This window comes from Chloroflexota bacterium (assembly GCA_034717495.1).
Classification (GTDB): domain Bacteria; phylum Chloroflexota; class Anaerolineae; order JAAEKA01; family JAAEKA01; genus JAYELL01.
Genome location: JAYELL010000001.1, coordinates 240007 through 256512, shown reverse-complemented (window position 1 = coordinate 256512; position 16506 = coordinate 240007). Strand labels below are relative to the sequence as shown.

15 protein-coding genes are annotated in these 16506 nt (G+C 57.2%); 7 read left to right on the top strand and 8 right to left on the bottom strand.

The window, feature by feature from the left end; all coding sequences use genetic code 11:
• Window positions 1-99: 99 nt before the first annotated feature.
• The 4 genes from U9R25_01010 to uvrB all read right to left on the bottom strand — a co-directional run bounded on the left by U9R25_01010 (window position 100) and on the right by uvrB (window position 5042).
• Window positions 100-276, bottom strand: coding sequence for a CopG family transcriptional regulator (locus tag U9R25_01010; GenBank protein MEA3334460.1), 177 nt, complete (start codon window positions 274-276; stop codon window positions 100-102).
• A gap of 92 nt (window positions 277-368) precedes the next feature.
• Entirely contained in the window at window positions 369-1373 is a 1005-nt protein-coding gene (galT, locus tag U9R25_01005; GenBank protein MEA3334459.1) for a galactose-1-phosphate uridylyltransferase, read from the bottom strand.
• A 26-nt stretch (window positions 1374-1399) separates the two neighbouring features.
• A complete protein-coding gene (locus tag U9R25_01000; GenBank protein ID MEA3334458.1) occupies window positions 1400-2887 on the bottom strand; it encodes an alpha-amylase family glycosyl hydrolase in 1488 nt (495 codons plus the stop codon).
• 25 nt (window positions 2888-2912) lie between these two features.
• Window positions 2913-5042 carry an excinuclease ABC subunit UvrB gene (uvrB, locus tag U9R25_00995; GenBank protein MEA3334457.1) on the bottom strand — a complete coding sequence of 710 codons (2130 nt, stop codon included), beginning with the start codon at window positions 5040-5042 and terminating at the stop codon, window positions 2913-2915.
• A gap of 180 nt (window positions 5043-5222) precedes the next feature.
• On the opposite strand from uvrB, the gene U9R25_00990 reads away from it, so the two are divergent.
• Window positions 5223-8162, top strand: a complete 2940-nt coding sequence (locus tag U9R25_00990; GenBank protein MEA3334456.1) for a glycoside hydrolase family 3 N-terminal domain-containing protein — start codon at window positions 5223-5225, stop codon at window positions 8160-8162.
• A gap of 3 nt (window positions 8163-8165) precedes the next feature.
• On the opposite strand, the gene U9R25_00985 is transcribed toward U9R25_00990, so the two are convergent.
• Window positions 8166-9236 carry a serine/threonine-protein kinase gene (locus U9R25_00985; protein MEA3334455.1) on the bottom strand — a complete coding sequence of 357 codons (1071 nt, stop codon included), beginning with the start codon at window positions 9234-9236 and terminating at the stop codon, window positions 8166-8168.
• Window positions 9237-9342: 106 nt separating this feature from the next.
• On the opposite strand from U9R25_00985, the gene U9R25_00980 reads away from it, so the two are divergent.
• Both U9R25_00980 and hemW read left to right on the top strand, forming a co-directional pair.
• Window positions 9343-10020, top strand: a complete 678-nt coding sequence (locus U9R25_00980) for an FHA domain-containing protein (GenBank protein MEA3334454.1) — start codon at window positions 9343-9345, stop codon at window positions 10018-10020.
• Entirely contained in the window at window positions 10020-11210 is a 1191-nt protein-coding gene (gene hemW / locus U9R25_00975; protein MEA3334453.1) for a radical SAM family heme chaperone HemW, read from the top strand. The genes U9R25_00980 and hemW overlap by 1 nt, the downstream gene beginning before the upstream one ends.
• 16 nt (window positions 11211-11226) lie before the next feature.
• Here the strand turns inward: hemW and U9R25_00970 are convergent, their stop codons facing one another.
• Both U9R25_00970 and fni read right to left on the bottom strand, forming a co-directional pair.
• A complete protein-coding gene (locus U9R25_00970; protein ID MEA3334452.1) occupies window positions 11227-12258 on the bottom strand; it encodes a polyprenyl synthetase family protein in 1032 nt (343 codons plus the stop codon).
• Window positions 12259-12288: 30 nt separating this feature from the next.
• A complete protein-coding gene (fni, locus tag U9R25_00965) occupies window positions 12289-13317 on the bottom strand; it encodes a type 2 isopentenyl-diphosphate Delta-isomerase (GenBank protein MEA3334451.1) in 1029 nt (342 codons plus the stop codon).
• A 290-nt stretch (window positions 13318-13607) separates the two neighbouring features.
• Here fni and U9R25_00960 point away from each other — a divergent pair, with 290 nt between their 5' ends.
• The 4 genes from U9R25_00960 to U9R25_00945 all read left to right on the top strand — a co-directional run bounded on the left by U9R25_00960 (window position 13608) and on the right by U9R25_00945 (window position 15783).
• On the top strand, window positions 13608-13859 hold the full coding sequence (locus tag U9R25_00960) for an acyl carrier protein (protein MEA3334450.1): 252 nt from the start codon (window positions 13608-13610) through the stop codon (window positions 13857-13859).
• A gap of 84 nt (window positions 13860-13943) precedes the next feature.
• On the top strand, window positions 13944-14552 hold the full coding sequence (locus U9R25_00955; protein ID MEA3334449.1) for a molybdenum cofactor guanylyltransferase: 609 nt from the start codon (window positions 13944-13946) through the stop codon (window positions 14550-14552).
• A gap of 24 nt (window positions 14553-14576) precedes the next feature.
• The gene (locus U9R25_00950) at window positions 14577-14936 is read left to right on the top strand and encodes an MGMT family protein (GenBank protein ID MEA3334448.1); all 360 of its coding nucleotides are present in this window, start codon (window positions 14577-14579) and stop codon (window positions 14934-14936) included.
• Between the two features lie 22 nt (window positions 14937-14958).
• Entirely contained in the window at window positions 14959-15783 is an 825-nt protein-coding gene (locus tag U9R25_00945; protein ID MEA3334447.1) for a carbon-nitrogen hydrolase family protein, read from the top strand.
• A gap of 54 nt (window positions 15784-15837) precedes the next feature.
• Here the strand turns inward: U9R25_00945 and U9R25_00940 are convergent, their stop codons facing one another.
• The gene (locus U9R25_00940) at window positions 15838-16305 is read right to left on the bottom strand and encodes a pentapeptide repeat-containing protein (GenBank protein ID MEA3334446.1); all 468 of its coding nucleotides are present in this window, start codon (window positions 16303-16305) and stop codon (window positions 15838-15840) included.
• Window positions 16306-16506: the final 201 nt, after the last annotated feature.

The window sequence follows — 16506 nt, the reverse complement described above, 5'->3', positions numbered from 1 at the left end:
TCAGCCACTGATTTAATCATGATTGCCTTGACACCCAAGCTCGTCGCTGTAATGTCGCCTCCGACGCAAAATCACCGATCTGCTGTGCGATAACGATGATCAGGCCGTCTTGCGGGCCGCAACATCTTTTGATCCAGCACTATCTGCACTCTGGCGGTCCACATAGGATGACACCGCCTCGCGAATAACATCGGCCATGCTTCGCCGCTGCTCGTAGGCAATACGTCGCACCGTATCGTGTAACTCTTCCGGCAGGTATATCTGTGTTCGTTTCACGGTTTCACCCCAACGCTCTGAAGTAATGTCATGCTGTATACATTATAACATACTTTCGGCCAGCGCGCCAGAGAAAAATGCCGGTTGAAGGATCAGGTTTTTACCGATCGGAGGAATTCGGCACTGTCCTCGGGCAGAGCTGTATTGATAAACATGCCGCTGCCCAATTCAAAGCCAGCAGACTGCGTAACACGAGGAATCAGGGAGAGATACCAGTGAAGGTAGTCCGCATACCAGACTTTGGCAGGCGCGGACCGCAACACGATGTTGTAATCGGGATCGTTCAGTCCAACGTAGAGCCGGCCAAGCACATCCCGCGTAATTTCGGCCAGCGTATCAATCGCTCGCGGTGAGACCATCAGGTAACTGAACTGATGCTCTTTTGGCAAGATCCAGATGTGAAATGGGGAGAGGGCTGCATAGGGCAAAAACGCCACGTAATCCTCGTTTTCCACAACGACCCGTTGGCCGCTCTTTACCTCATCCTTGAGCATGGCACAGTAGACGCAAATGCCCGTATCATCGAAATAGCGCTGGGCCTCTTCCATTCGTGAGCGCACATTGAATGGCACGACAGGAAGTCCGATGATCTGGCTATGGGGATGCACCAGCGAGGTGCCGGCATGAGGGCCATGGTTTCGAAAGTAGATAATGTGCTCGATGCGATCATCCAGCGCGATCTCTTTTCCACGCATCTGGAATGCCTGGAATGTCCGGCTCACCTCTTCGATGGTCTGAGTTGCCAGCGATGTATTGTGTTCTCTGGTCTCGATGACAACTTCGTGGTAACCCACACCCGAAATCCGGCGGTGTACGCCATCGAATTGGCGCACGCGCTGCCCATCCAGATTGAGAGCTGGATACTTGTTTTTGACCACGCGAAGCTGCCAATCCGATTCCCCCTCAGGCAATCTCAGGACCTCCATCTCGGGCCCTTCCTCGTTGCCTGGACAAAACGGGCATTCCGGATCATAGACCGGCACATCGGCCATCGGGCGGCTCCGGGACCAGTCTGCGAAGTCCTCCGGGCGCTTGGCTCGTTCCGAGGCAATGATGACCCATTGTTTGGTCGCCATGTTCTGTCGAATCTCCGACATAAGCTATCCCTCGTCATCCCGTCGTCTCAGGCCGGCAGAAGCTCAAAGAAATGATACCGGTAGCCTGGTAAATCCACGTAGAGGCCTCGTCCCAGCATTTCATCCCCGCTGCGAATATACTGGTCATCGCTGAGCAGGTCCACCAGCCGCCAATCCCTGCCGGCCAGACCTGGAAAGGGGACCGGCAGAAAAAACTGAGCAGGCTGATCAGACAGGTTGACGATGATCAACCGATAGTCCTCTTGCAACGTCCAGCAATGCGCCACTGCCTGACGGTGGCTTGGATTCTCCTCCCATTCCGGCAGCGGCCGCAACAATTGCCAATCGCCCTCTTGAAATACCGGGTGTCTCAGCGCCAGCAAAAGACGTTGGAAAAACTTTTCCAGTCCCCTGTTCTCTGGCTCATCCGGACGGCGCCCCAGCTGAACAGGCAATCTCACGCGGCTGCCGCTGAGTTGGCCTTCATGAAGAAGCCGCAGGCCTGGCAGGCTAAGGGACAGAACCGCCGCAGCGCGGCTGGCGGGAATACCGAAGGCTTCGGCGGCCCGGCGTTCATCATGGTTTTCGATGAAGCGCGCCAGGTGTTGCTGGTAGTCTGGACTGGCGGTCAGGTGCAGACGCACCGCCATGGCATCGCCCTCAAGCAAACGATCATAGAGGAGTTTGTCATAGGTGAAATCGAAGCCTTGCTGCTGAAGTTCCCACTCCATGTCCCAGTAGACCTCTGCAATCGTTGCGAAGTCAGTACGTCGGGCTTTGAGATCGGCAATGGCTGCTGGCCAGAACTCCGCCTGCGCCGGCTGAAATTCACCACCCCATGTGCGTTGGAAGATGTCATGGGTGACCAGCATTGCCATGTCACAACGAACGCCATCACAGCGATCGGCTATGTCCAGCAGCCTATCTGCCATGGCACGGCGAGCCTCGACGACGCGATAATCGATCTGAACTGTGTCGGTCCAGCCATCGAAATAGGGATCGCGCCCATGCGCAAAGATACGCCACGTGCCGTCAGCCGATACCTCAAAGTAATTGCCGGGCTCACGGACCAGGTTATCGGGGCCACCTTGCAGGAGACGCTCCGGGTGATCCGTGGTCCACCTGTGATCGACGGCCACATGATTGGGCACAAAGTCCAGAATCAATCGCAGGCCCAGATCTGACAGCCGCTGGCGCAGGCAGGCCAGCGCCTCATCACCACCCAGCTCAGGATCCACTCGATAGCCCAGAACGGCATAAGGTGATCCTACAACGTCCTCATCGGAAAAATCGGGCAATGCCCGGTGGTATTCCTCCTGCAGCCCAGGGTGGTGAAGGGCAACCTGGCGCCCGGCGGGACTTCGCTGCCAAACACCCATGAGCCAGATGCCATCAAGCCCCAGGCCAGCCAGGCGTTCCAGCTCGCTCTGGGGCACATCAGCCAGGGAGTAACGCTCTCCAGCCTGCCGGCTGAGCGCGTCAAGCCACACCCACGTGTTGATTTCGTAAATTAGCGGGAAGCGAGGCCATTTCATTGTCAACTCTTTCTCACCACACCCATTAAGCTGGATCCCGGCTGATCGCGTAATCAACCTGTTCCTCGATTTCGACCAGAGTATCCCGTTTCCAGGCCGGCAGACCGGAATCCTCCTGCAGACTGCGTTTGAGTTCGATAATTTGATCTCGGAGAGCTGCCGCTTCTTCGAACCGAAGATCTTCAGCAGCCTGGTGCATTTCCCCTTCCAGGTCGCGGATAATCCTGACCCGTTCACCCCTGGGCAGGGCGTTCAGAGGCTGTGCCACGCGGCCATCCTCGCCCACTTCAACCTCGTAGTCTTCGCTCTGCTCTGCAACGCTAAGCTGCAGCCGCTGCGTCAGGTCGCGAATAGACTTCACGATGCTCGCCGGTTCGATTCCATGTTGCTCGTTGTATTGCCGCTGCTTTTCACGGCGCCGGTCGGTTTCCTCGATAGCGCGCCGCATGCTATCGGTGATGCGATCGGCATACAGCAACGCTTTGCCTTCGACATGGCGAGCGGCGCGCCCCATGTTCTGAATGAGAGCGGACTCTGATCGCAGAAAACCCTCTTTATCGGCATCCAAAATAGCGACAAGGCTCACCTCGGGCAGATCAAGCCCCTCTCGCAACAGGTTTATCCCGACAACCACGTCATAGACGCCGAGCCGCAGGTCGCGCAGTATTTCCACCCGCTCGAGCGTATGGATCTCGCTGTGGAGATAATGAACCCTGATTCCCAGATCAGCCAGGTAGTCCGCCAAATCCTCGGCCATGCGCTTTGTCAATGTAGTGACAAGAACCCGCTGCCCTTTGCTCAGACGCTGGCGAATCTCGCCTACCAGATCGTCAACCTGGCCACTAACAGGCCTGATCTCCACCACAGGGTCCAGCAATCCTGTCGGGCGAATGACCTGGTCCACCACCTGACTTGACACCTCGCGCTCGTAAGGGCCGGGCGTCGCGCTCGTGTAGACCACCTGGTTTACCATCGTCTCGAACTCGTCGAACTGCAACGGCCGGTTATCCAACGCCGATGGCAACCTGAATCCAAAATCGACCAGGACCTGTTTGCGCGACCGGTCGCCGCGAAACATGCCCCGGATCTGGGGAATGGTCATGTGGCTTTCATCGACGATGCAGAGCCAATCAGCAGGAAAATAATCAAGCAGCGTCCAGGGCTGAGACCCGGGAGGACGTCCGCTCAGAGGCTGGCTGTAGTTCTCGATTCCCGAGCAGTAACCCACCTCGCGCATCATCTCCAGATCGTAGCGGGTACGCTGTTCGATTCGTTGGGCCTCCAGAAGCAGATCGTTCTCCTTGAACCAGGCGATCCGTTCCTCCAGTTCATCCTCGATCTTGCCCACAGCTTCCGCCAGTTTATCGGCAGGAGTCACGAAATGTTTTGCCGGGAAAATGTCGATCTCTGAATGCTCGGCCAGCACCTCGCCAGTCAGGGTATCGATCTCCTTGATGCGTTCGACTTCATCACCCCATAGTTCGATCCGATAGGCGGTCTGGCCATAGGCCGGCTGGATCTCCAGTGTATCGCCCCTGACCCGGAACTTTCCTCGCTGCAGCGCCACGTCGTTTCGGTCGTAATAAATATCCACCAGTCGCCGCAGGATGAGATTTCGTCGAATCGTCTCCCCAACGCCAAGATGAACGACCTCCCGTCCATAATCCTGTGGGCTGCCAAGGCCATAGATCGCCGACACGGAGGCTACGATGACCACATCGCGGCGGGAAAACAGGGATGCGGTGGCAGCCAGACGAAGGCGGTCGATCTCGTCGTTGATGCTAGCATCCTTCTCGATGAAAGTGTCCGTTCTGGGGATGTAGGCCTCTGGCTGGTAGTAATCGTAGTAGCTGACGAAGTATTCCACTGCGTTATGCGGGAAGAACTCCCGAAACTCGGCATACAACTGAGCTGCCAGCGTCTTGTTGTGGGCCAGGATCAATGCAGGTCGCTGAATCGCCTCGATTACCGAAGCCATCACGAAGGTTTTTCCCGTGCCGGTTGCGCCCAGCAGGGTCTGATGCTTGTAGTTCGCGTCGATGCCGGCAAGCAACCGGCGTATCGCTTCCGGCTGGTCGCCCATTGGTTTGAACTCTGAAACTAACTGGAATTCCGGCACCGATTCATCGCTCCCGGGAGGTCGTAAACAGAACATGGGTTCGCAACGCCTTATTATACATCGGTCGTGCTGATTGTCCAAAGCCGAGACCAGGGATTCCCGATTTGCAGAAAGCCATACGCAAAGTGTTTGGAAGTTGGTTGCATAAGGATTTCCAGCGCGATTCCAGCCGTTTTTGCCAGTTTGACGACAATTCCCCCGCCAAGTATACTAGCAATGATGACCCATCATCATCCATCGCGCTCTGGTCGCAACTGGCTGGCAAGCCGGCTTATCAGCATCCTGCTCCTTTCCGCTGTCGTGGCTGGATTCTTGCCCGCAGATCGTGTCGCTGCCCATCAGGAACCGATCGATGTCGATCCCATTCTCGAAGCCATGTCGGTCGACGACCGAATTGGACAGCTTTTTGTCGTCACCTTCGAGGGCGACGAGGTTACCCCCGCGGCCGATATCGCGACGTTGATCAGGCAATACCGTGTCGGTGGCGTTCTGCTCCGGTCGGACAACGGCAACTTTCACAATCTGGAGCCCGATGGCAGCCCCGCCAACATCCCCGACCAGTTGGTCCGGCTAACCAACCAGCTTCAAGCCCTGGCCTTCGACGGCGATCTACCTGCTGAGGACGCGATTGTGCCAAAAAATCGTGAGGTGCGCAGACTGCCGGTGCCGCCAAATCGCGGCGTCACCCTTCCGCTTTTGATTGGCATCGAACAAGAGGGGGATGGTTTCCCCTATTCTCAGCTGACCGGCGGCATGACACCTCTGCCCAGCAACATGGCTCTTGGCGCCACATGGAGCACCGATGCGGTGGCTACTGTTGGTCGCATCGTGGGACAAGAGTTGGCTGACATCGGAATCAACCTTCTGTCCGGTCCTTCCCTGGACATCCTCGACCGGCCGCGGCCTGACCAAACAAGCCTTGGCGTGCGATCTTTTGGCGGAAGTCCATACTGGGTGGGTCGCCTCTCCCGGGCCTATATCGGCGGGATCCATCAAGGGTCTGATGGCCGAATCGCCACCGTGGCAAACCATTTTCCCGGCCAGGGAAGCAGCGACCGTCTTCCCGAAGATGAAGTTGCGACCATCCAGAAATCGGCCGGGGAACTGGCCTCGGTGGAATTGGTCCCATTTGCTGCTGCCGTCAAACCTGGCACGCTGGACGCCCTTCTGGCCGACGGGCAGGATACCCCCTCTGACGCCGCCACGACCACCGACGGGCTGTCAAGCACTCACGTTCGTTATGCCGCTATTCAGGGCAGCAGCGAAGGCATTCCTCCCATCAGCCTGGCGCCTCAACTCGGACAGGAACTCCTGGCAAGTCCACCGTTCAGTGACTGGCGCGTTGACCAGGGCGGCGTGGTGATGAGCGAAGCGCTGGGCGCTCCTGCTATCCGCAAATACTACGATCCGACGCTGCAAAGTTTTCCCACAAAACAGATTGCCCAGGAAGCCCTGCTGGCAGGAAACGATCTGCTGCTTCTTTCCCGGTTTTCGCTGACCGACGATTGGCAGGATGAGTTGGCCAATATCGAGGAGACGATCGAGTTTTTTCGAGACAAATACACGAGCGACGCCGATTTTCAGCGCCGCGTCGATGCTGCGGTGGCTCGTATCCTGAACATGAAGGCCAGGCTCTATCCAGAGCTCGACCTGCGAAGCGCACTGGTCGATGGCACCGAGATCGCGGTCCGGGAGACGACCTCGGAAGCGACCATTGCCCAGGTAGCCAGGGATGCGGTCACGCTGCTCAGCCCCAGCTCGGCTGAGCTGGCCCAGCGAATGCCTACCGGACCCGGTTCCGACGAAAAGATCCTGATATTCACAGATGCAAGAGAGGTCCAGGAGTGTCAGGACGGGCAAGATTGCCCCTCGTTTCCACTCATCCAGCCTGGCGCCCTGGAGGAGATCATTTTGCGCCAATATGGTCCTCAGGGCAGCGGCCAGGTGCAACCGGAGAATGTGGAAAGCCTTAGCTTTGTCCAGTTGAATGCCTTTCTCGAAGGCAGTTCCAGCGAAGCGGCCTCCCAGGAAATCGAGGCACTCATCGATGCTGCTGACTGGTTGGTCTTTGCGATGTTGGACGAGGATCCAAACGTCCCTTCCTCGGGTGCACTCAGACAGTTCCTTGACCAGCGGCCAGTGAGTCGGGAGCGCAAACGGGTCATAGCGATGAGCTATAACGCCCCATTCTTCCTGGATGCCACTGACATCTCCAAGCTCACGGCTTACTTTGCAGCCTTCGGAAAGACTGAGCCATTCCTGGAAGCATCAATTCGAGCTTTGTTCAGAGAATTTTCTCCCACAGGTTCCTCCCCGGTCGACATCAGTGGAATCAATTATGTCATCGCCGAAAAACTCAAACCGGATCCTGCCCAGTCTATTCCGCTCCAGGTCCCGGATGTCCGGGTGCGGATGGGCAGCAACACTTTCACGGCCCAGGTTGATGACACCTTGCGGGTACTTGCGGGCCCCATCCTGGACTTCAATGGGCGGCTGGTGCCAGACAACACAACGGTGGTGTTCCGGCTGCAGCAACGTGGTGACCAATTCGAACTGCCTCTGGGTGAAAGTGGCACCGTTGACGGATTCGCGGAGACCTCTGTCGTCCTTGAACGGGCCGGCGACTTCGAGGTGCGAGCCCGTGCCGGCGACGCACAGGGATCCCTCAGTTTGATCCTTAACATCGTGGACGAAGCCGAAGGAGAGGCCCAGGTGGCCATTGCCACGGCCACTGCCACGCCATCTCCCGTTCCAACGGTCACGCCAAGCCCCAGCACGACACCGACACCGACCAAAGAACCCAGCGCCACCCCAACCGTGACTCCAGCTCCGACGCCGGTCTTACCCTTGCCGCCCAGACGGGTCAACCCGGGATCGTTCGGTATGTCACTGATTGCCATCATCGCGGTAGCTGTGGTGGGCTTGCTCTTCTATCGGATGACGGCCGAAATCCCCGAGCAGACCGTACGGAACCTGTTGATTGCAACTATCGGCGGTTTGATCGGGTTTTCCTTGTATGGCCTGGGTATGCTGCCAGGAGCAAACTGGATGCAACGGGAGTGGCGTCCCTGGGGTGCGGCAGTGGTGACGACCATCGGTTGCCTCTTGCCGCTGGCGATCCTGTGGGCACGGAAGGAGTGGCATAAGAGAGCGTAGGTGTTACTGGCCCTCTTCAGCAAGGAGCAAAGATGCCGGGGTCAATGATATTGAGCGCTCGCCCGGTATTGCCGGCATTCGGGGCGCAAGCAAGCTGATTATGAGAGCAACTGCCAGAAGACCTAACGCTGCGCCCGCCAGAAGACCATTTCGCTGAATGGCGGAGGTCCACTCTGCTGACCGGCTCTGCGCTTGAGCGATTCCCTGAACGTTGATGACCTGTGAGCCAATGAGCAGATTCCTGAATTGGGCCGCGTCGCTCGGGCGCTCGTCGGGATGCATGGCTACAGCCCGCATGATGGCACGTTCGGTCCGAGTTGAAACCCGCGGGTTGATCTCCCGGGGCGGCAAAAGAGCGCCGGGTAACAGGAATCGCTGTTTGGCGTCGGCCGGTGCCCGGCCTGTCAGGAGATGATATAGCGTGGCACCCAGCGAGTAAATGTCAGAGCGGGCGTCGGTATGCCCCGTGTCGCCGCCATATTGCTCGAGCGGCGTATATTGGACCGTGCCCCGACCCTGAACGACTGTGACCGTACGCGTATCATCAGGCGCCAGTACCTTGACAAGCCCAAAGTCAACCAGCTTGATCGTCCCTCGCGGCGTCAGCTTGATATTGGACGGCTTTACGTCCCGGTGAAGGACCGCAGGATTTTGATTGTGAAGATAACTCAGGGCATCACAAAGCTGTGCAGCCCAGCCAAGTACCTGCCGTTCGTCAAGAAACTGGCCGCGCCGTTTGGCATCGGAGACCAATTCCCGCAGATCTCGGCCTGGAACGAAATCCATGACAAGTAATTCACGCTCTTCAGATGAGAAATAATCGGACACCTTGGGCAAATTCGGGTGGTCCAAACGTGCCAGAATTGAGGCCTCCCGATAAAACTGATCCTGCATTTGTTCCAGCTCATCGGGAAAGGCGCTAAAATCGGGAAGAATCTCCTTAACGGCACAAAGGCGCCCTTCCAGGCGAAGATCTTCGGCCTTATAGACGGCACCCATGCCGCCCTGGCCTACCAATTCTGTGATCTTATAGCGAGAACGAAGGACCGTTCCCACAGCGAAAGGTGCTGGCATAGAAAAAACCCTGGTCATCCGAAAACGAGCAATTTCGTGGTGTAGAGACCGTATGCAATTATCACCCACGACCGAATACCTGTCAAACGCTTGAGGAAAGTCGCAAATGTCACCAATCGAAAACGCTATGCTAATCCTTCAACGGGGCGGCAATGAGGCCGGCCGGCGTTGGACCCTGGGCCGCAGACGATTCATTATCGGGCGCAATGCCGACTGTGATATCGTCCTACCCGACCGTCTCGTCTCAAGGCACCACGCCCAGGTTGTCTGGCAAAATGAAGAGAGTTCCTACATCGTAGAAGATCTGAAAAGTAAAAACGGAACCTTTGTGAATGGTTTGGAACTGGCAGGCACCCATGCGCTGGAAGATGGCGATGAGATCCAGATCGCATTGCGGTTTAAGCTGGCCTTTGTCGACACCGGCGAGACCGCGCCATTGACCTTTGAAATACCTGTTACACAAGGGCGGCTGCAGATCGACGATAACACGCGACAGGTCTCTCTGGATGACACAATCATCGACCCGCCACTCTCCCCGGCACAATTTCGTTTGCTCTCCAGCCTGATCCGGGCTCAGGGAGGAGTCGTGAGCCGTGACGAGGTTGTGCGACAGGTGTGGCCCGAGGCAGTTGAAGAAGGGGTGAGTGAGCAAGCTATCGACGCGCTGATTCGCCGTCTGCGGGAAAGGTTAAGCGAAGGCGATCCGGAGCATCAGTACGTTGTTACCGTCAGGGGCCATGGCTTTCGCTTCGAAAACGCCACGGACGGCGACGACGACTCGTGATGCCGGTTTCGTCGGAGCTTTCACTCTATATCCATATTCCTTTCTGTCAGAAGAAATGCCCCTATTGCGATTTCAACACCTTCGCCGGCCTTAATCGACTACACGAAAGCTTCACCGATGCGCTTGTTCAGGAGATCGAGTTGGCAGGCGCACAGCGCAACCGTCCCGCCGTCAAAACTGTCTTTATTGGTGGTGGGACACCCACCGTTCTACCTCCCATCCAACTAAATCGAATCCTGACGACGATTCGGCGCGCTTTTCGAATCCTGCCGGATGCCGAGATCACCAGCGAGGCCAACCCGGGCACTGTCGACAGCCTGCGTTTTGCAGCGCTTCGCCAGATGGATATCAACCGGTTGAGCCTGGGAGTGCAAAGCTTCGACGACGGGGAACTGCAATTTTTGGGCCGCATTCACGATGCAGCGACGGCACGAGCGGCGGTTGGCGCCGCCCGGCGGACGGGATTCAACAACATCAACCTGGACTTGATCTTCGGTTTGCCCTTCCAGACCACAGCGACCTGGCGCGCCTCACTGCGCCAGGCGATCGACCTACACCCCGAACATCTGTCGCTCTACTCCCTGACAATTGAAGAAAACACCCCGTTTGCCGATTGGGCAGCGGCCGGCAGGTTTCCCTACCCCGACCCCGATCGAGCGGCCGATCTCTACGAGATAGCGGTTGAGCTTCTGGCGGATGCAGGATACCTTCAATACGAAATCAGCAATTGGGCCCGAGCTGACGCCCATTCGACCCATGAACCAGGGGAATCAGCCATTTCGGGACCGGAATGCCGGCACAACCTGACCTACTGGCGCAACGAAACCTATCTGGGATTTGGTCCGGGTGCCCATTCGTCCGAAAGGGGCGTGCGCTGGTCGAACCAAAGGCTGGTACCGGAATTCATCCGCACCATTGGCAATGGTTCTTCCCCTGTCGATTCAGCAGAAGAAATCGACGCGCCCCTGGCAATGGGTGAAACTATGATGCTGGGCCTGAGATTGACCGAAGAAGGGGTTGGTTACCAACGATTCGAGCGCAAGCACGGGGCCGCTCTGATCGATGTTTTTGGCCAGGAAGTAGTCGAACTGACGCGGCTTGGTTTGCTGGAACAATTGCCCGATCGGATTCGACTCGCGCCTGAAGCACGGTTGATCGGTAACCAGGTCTTCGTCCGCTTTTTGCCCTAGTGCCCGACTAACGAGTTCACTTCTGCCGATCGAGCAGCGCCCTGGAAATCTGCAACAAGGCCTGACCCACCCCGTTTTCAGCTTCGAGGACCCCGCTGGCTTGTAACGCATCGAGAGCTGCCCGATGGGCGCTGGCCGCCATATCCTCGGCATAGACCCGGGCGCCGCATTGGTCCAACAGAGCCATAACCGCCTGGACGTCATCGGGGAAAATGGGCTGGCTATAGAGCGCGGACAGGGCCTCGCCCACATCAAAGTGCTGCAAAGCGTAGACAACTGGCAATGATTTCTTGCGCGCCAGGATGTCACTTTGGGCCGACTTGCCAGTCTGCCTCTCATCCCCCCAGATACCAAGCAGATCGTCCCTGATCTGAAATGCCAATCCAAGTTGGTAGCCATAGTCTGCCAGGCTGTCCTGAACTGGCATTCTGGCGCCGCCCACGATCGCCCCGATACGCAGACTGGCACCAAGCAGTGCCGCTGTTTTGCCGCCAATCATTCGCAGATACTGCTCGCTGGTCACATCCAGTCGATCCTCGAAGGACATATCGAGAAACTGGCCTTCGGTCAAACGCAGACAACTTTCATCGAATACGCGGGTGGCATCCAGGACGACCTCCGCCGGCAGGCCCCGTTCAGCCAGGCCACTCAATGCAACCCGCGATACTGAAAACATGGCATCACCGGCATTGATTGCCTGGGGCCGGCCCCAGATAGCCCATACGGTTGGCCGGTGCCTTCGCGTCGGACTATCGTCTTCGATATCGTCGTGAATCAGGGAGAAATTATGCAGCAACTCCAGGGAAGCGGCTGCAGGCAATGCCTGGTCCACCGTGCCACCCACGGCCTGACATGCCAGCAGGCATAGCACCGGACGGATGCGCTTTCCTCCGTCGCTTCGAACCGTCTGGAACTGCTCGTCCACCCATCCCATGTGATAACGCAGCATGCCATAATGAGCTGCCAGATCCGCCTGATCATCGCCCAGAATCTGGCGCATCTCGGCGTCGATCAACGGGATGTAACCCGAAAAGATATCTTGAATCATTGGTCTCCTGAACCGCAGCCTGCTGATTCTCTATTTCCGGGTCTCGATTAACCTGCCTGGTTGCTGAAGCGCCGCCATGTCAATTGCACCAGCACAGAACATCGCGAGTCGAAGTTCATCCCCGAGAATATCGATGGCTTCGATCACTGCCCCGGCCGAAACGTCAGCGGCTTTCAGAAATGGGAGCGCCAGCCCGGCGGCCGTAGCACCCAGCGCGAGACACTTGGCGACATCAATGCCGGTTCGAATGCCACCGCTGGCAATAAGAGGGAGATCAGGTACAGCTTCCCCGACAGCCACCAGGCAATCGGCAGTGGGATTGCCCCAGTCTGCAAAGGATCGAGCCAGACGGCGAAGACGTTCGTCAGGCGCCCGGTGATACTCCACCTCGCTCCAGGATGTTCCACCTGCGCCAGCCACGTCGATTGCAGCCACACCCACCTCAGATAACTGGCGGGCTACCGCGGCCGAGATGCCCCAACCGACTTCCTTCACCACCACCGGTACCCCAACGTTGGCAACTACCCCGGAGATTTTTCCGAGCAGCCCCCGCCAGTTCCAATCCCCATCGGCTTGCAGCGCCTCCTGCAGCGGGTTGAGATGCAGAATCAGAGCATCGGCCTCGATCATGTCGACGGCCCGCAGGCACTGTTCGATCCCATAGCCCTTGTTTAGTTGCACAGCACCCAGGTTGGCCATGAGCAGGATATCGGGTGCTTCACTGCGGACCTGAAAAGTGCGGGCGCTCCCCTCCAGTTCAAGGCCGGCCCGCTGGGAACCAAGGCCCATGGCAACACCCCGGTTCTGAGCCGCAATGGCCAGGTTCCGGTTGAGTCGCTCAGCCTCAGGCGTCCCGCCGGTCATCGATGATATCAGAAAGGGGAATCGCAACGTCTTGCCCAGAAGGTTGACGCTCGTATCGGCATCAGCCATATCCATCTCCGGAAGTGCCTGATGGAGGAAACGGTAGCGATTCAAACCGGTCGATAGCCTGGGAAACTGCACATCCTCTTCCAGGTTGATTCGGATGTGGTCCGCCTTGCGAGTTTGATGGTCCACTCGTAACTTTTCCACGATTCTGGTGTTTGAAACAGCGAACGCCAGCCCTGAATTGCTCCACCAGCCTGGCCATTCAGCCCTTGGGCGCGCCGCCAGCGGGCATCTTACCAGCCGCGGTCTCGCTTGTCAAGTACCTGGCGCCTTTGGGAACCACAGCGAAGTGCGGCGGAAGATACGTTCCCCTTGGACGTGTTGCGCAATCCCAGTCTGTTTCGAAGTTGACAGCAACAGCGAGGGCTGCTAGAATATCGGGAAATTTTCAGCGAATTTTGGAGAAGAAAGGAAAAGTCATGTCCGACAAAGAAACTATTTTTATCAAGGTGCGGAATATCATCGTTGACCAATTGGGAGTCGACGAGGACCAGGTAACGATGAAAGCCAGCTTTCGCGATGATTTGGAAGCCGACTCTCTGGATCTGGTCGAGCTGATCATGGCCTTCGAAGAGGAGTTTGGCGGCGAGATTTCCGACGAGGATGCCCAGAGCATTTCCACAGTCGGTGATGCAGTCAACTTCCTGGTAGAGCAGGGCGCAGGGGCCTAGCTCTTTTCCATCGAACTGCATTTCGTACCTGTAGCGGGCGTCTTCCTGGCGCCCGCTTTCGCTGTTTGCAAGGGATAAAACGGCTTGCAACCGATTAGCATCATCATCCTGGCTGGCGGCCGAAGCCGTCGTATGGGCAGCAACAAGGCTTTGCTGGAGATCAGTGCGGACGAAACATTGATCGAACGCGTCGTGTCCAACCTGAGTGTGCTTTCCGATGACCTGGTTATCGTGAGCAACAACCCGGAACTCTACGACAATCTTGCCGTGCGTCAGACAGGGGATCTGTATGGTGGCTCGGGTCCACTGGCAGGCATCCACGCGGGTCTGACAGTAGCGGTCAACGATTGGTCACTCGTCGTAGCCTGTGATATGCCGCTGGTCGATCATCGACTGGTACGCTTCATGGTGTTGCTGACTGAAGGCCACGATATCGTCGTTCCGCGCCACAACGGAAATTATGAACCCCTTCACGCTCTGTATCACAGGCGGTGTATCCAGGCCATCGAAGGGCGCCTGGAAAGCAAACGACGCAAGATTATTGGCTTCTATCCTGATGTACGCGTGCGTTTGGTCGAACAGCGGGAGATCGCCATATTTGACCGGGAAGGGAAAAGCTTCTCCAATGCCAATACGCCGAAAGACTGGCAGGCTATGAAAGCGGAGCTTGCCCGAACGGCGGCAGGCCGTTAGCAAACATCTCCGGGAGGCAACAAATTGTCCCCGTCCCGTTTTTTCGAACAGATCTACCTGGTTGTCAAACAAATCCCTCCGGGGAAAGTCACCAGCTACGGGCAGGTCGCTGCGATTCTGGGACACCCCAGAGCCGCCCGCACCGTGGGTTGGGCGTTGGCATCCCTGCCGCAGGAACAAGCATCCGAGGTCCCGTGGCAACGGGTTATCAACGCGCAGGGACGTATCAGCATTCGAAACCTGGAGCATGCCGCCGAAGAGCAACAACTTCTTCTCGAGTCCGAAGGTGTTGAGTTCAGCGATCGTGGATATGTCGACTGGAAACGCTTCGGCTGGCGCGGCTTAAGCCCTGTTGAAATGGAAGCCCTGCTGGGAGAGGGATAGTGAAAGAAAAGAGGAGACCATCATGAGAGAAATCAACGTTGCATTGGTTCAATTCAATCCACGTCTGGGCGAAGTGGAGGGAAACCTCGAGCGCATGGGCGAATTTGTGGACCGTATTTGTCAGGAACAACCTACAGACCTGATCGTGTTCCCGGAACTGACTACAACGGGCTACGAGGCGGGCCCTCGATTCACTGAACTGGCTGAGAGCATCCATGGGCACAGCGTGAATTACATTGCCAAGCGTGCGGGCGAATATGGAGTCCATATCGTATTTGGTATGGTTATCAAGGAAAAAGTCGAAAGCATCCTCTATAATGGCGCCGTATTTCTAGGCTCCGAAGGGGAGTTGATCGGCGATTATCGCAAGGTTCATCTCGGTGGCGAGGAGCGCCTGGCCTTCAGAAATGGGTATCGCTTCCTGGCGTGGGATGTCGAGTTCCGCAACGGGCCGGGACGCGTTGGCCTCCTGCTGGGATGGGATCTGGCATTCCCGGAAGCTGCCCGAAGTCTTACCCTGGACGGCGCCGAGATCATCGCGGTGTCAGGCGCCTGGGAAGTCGATGACAATGCCCAGTGGCGCGCATTCAACGTGGCGAGGGCTTGCGAAAACGGAGTCTTTGTGGCCGGAGCCAACCGAGTCGGCGAGGAACCAAGCTACGCTTTCTGCGGCGATTCGATGGTTGTAGGTCCCAGCGCTGAGCTTTACACCAACCTCGAGGAGCCTGTCGAGGGATATGCGATTGCAACCATCGATCTGGACGACGTCCGGGGAACACGGGAACAAACACAGATACTACAGCGCCGCCAACCTACCGCTTACCGAAATCTGGTGAGGAAGTATTGATCGGGCCTGGACATGGATGGTGTTGTCACCTGCCAGAACCTGGGCCAGACCCTCCTACGAAGCAACTTCGTTTACCGCGCCTGCTTCTGTGGGTTCAAACAGCGCTGGCCAACTGGTATACTCATTGTAGCGTGCTCCTTCAAGCTGAGCGCCCGCCAGATTGGCACGACTGAGATCAGCGCCCTGCAGCTGCACGCCCCGCATATCAACGCCCTGAAGATTCGCCCCAACCAGGGTGGCATTGAATAGATTGGCCCGTCTCATGCCGGCACCGCTCAGATCAGCCCCTCCAAAATCGGCCTGGCTCAGATCTGCCTCCTGAAACAATGAACCGCTGAGATCCGCTCGCCCAAAGTTGGTGGATGTCAGGTCACTTCGGCGAAAATCGACCTCACTCAACTCGGCTCGAAAAAACCCGAGTCCGGAAAGGTCCCGATTGCTCAAATCAGGTGTCTTGCCCTGCGCCCGGTCCTGTTGGACCATTTCCCGAATCTGTTCTTCACTGAGTCTCATGCGACGCATTGTGTCTTCTCCCGCTGCAATAGAGTTGACCATGGCAATGACCAACGTTTCAAAGCATCAGTACTACAATGTTCCCAGCATAAGTTTACCCCAGATCATGGCAGCCACCAAGTTCACGACGTCGCCGGCGAACAGAGCCGTGAGACCGGCGGGCCCGTATCTCCCAATTGTCCTGCCGGTATTCCAAATATGCATTGGAGT

Coding starts and splice junctions, on each gene's coding strand:
- U9R25_00940 (MEA3334446.1), bottom strand. CDS start 16,305: ATGCGTCGCATGAGACTCAGTGAAGAACAGATTCGGGAAATGGTCCAA.
- galT (MEA3334459.1), bottom strand. CDS start 1,373: ATGTCGGAGATTCGACAGAACATGGCGACCAAACAATGGGTCATCATT.
- hemW (MEA3334453.1), top strand. CDS start 10,020: ATGCCGGTTTCGTCGGAGCTTTCACTCTATATCCATATTCCTTTCTGT.
- U9R25_01000 (MEA3334458.1), bottom strand. CDS start 2,887: ATGAAATGGCCTCGCTTCCCGCTAATTTACGAAATCAACACGTGGGTG.
- U9R25_00985 (MEA3334455.1), bottom strand. CDS start 9,236: ATGCCAGCACCTTTCGCTGTGGGAACGGTCCTTCGTTCTCGCTATAAG.
- U9R25_00960 (MEA3334450.1), top strand. CDS start 13,608: ATGTCCGACAAAGAAACTATTTTTATCAAGGTGCGGAATATCATCGTT.
- U9R25_00945 (MEA3334447.1), top strand. CDS start 14,959: ATGAGAGAAATCAACGTTGCATTGGTTCAATTCAATCCACGTCTGGGC.
- U9R25_00970 (MEA3334452.1), bottom strand. CDS start 12,258: ATGATTCAAGATATCTTTTCGGGTTACATCCCGTTGATCGACGCCGAG.
- U9R25_00980 (MEA3334454.1), top strand. CDS start 9,343: ATGTCACCAATCGAAAACGCTATGCTAATCCTTCAACGGGGCGGCAAT.
- uvrB (MEA3334457.1), bottom strand. CDS start 5,042: ATGTTCTGTTTACGACCTCCCGGGAGCGATGAATCGGTGCCGGAATTC.
- U9R25_00990 (MEA3334456.1), top strand. CDS start 5,223: ATGATGACCCATCATCATCCATCGCGCTCTGGTCGCAACTGGCTGGCA.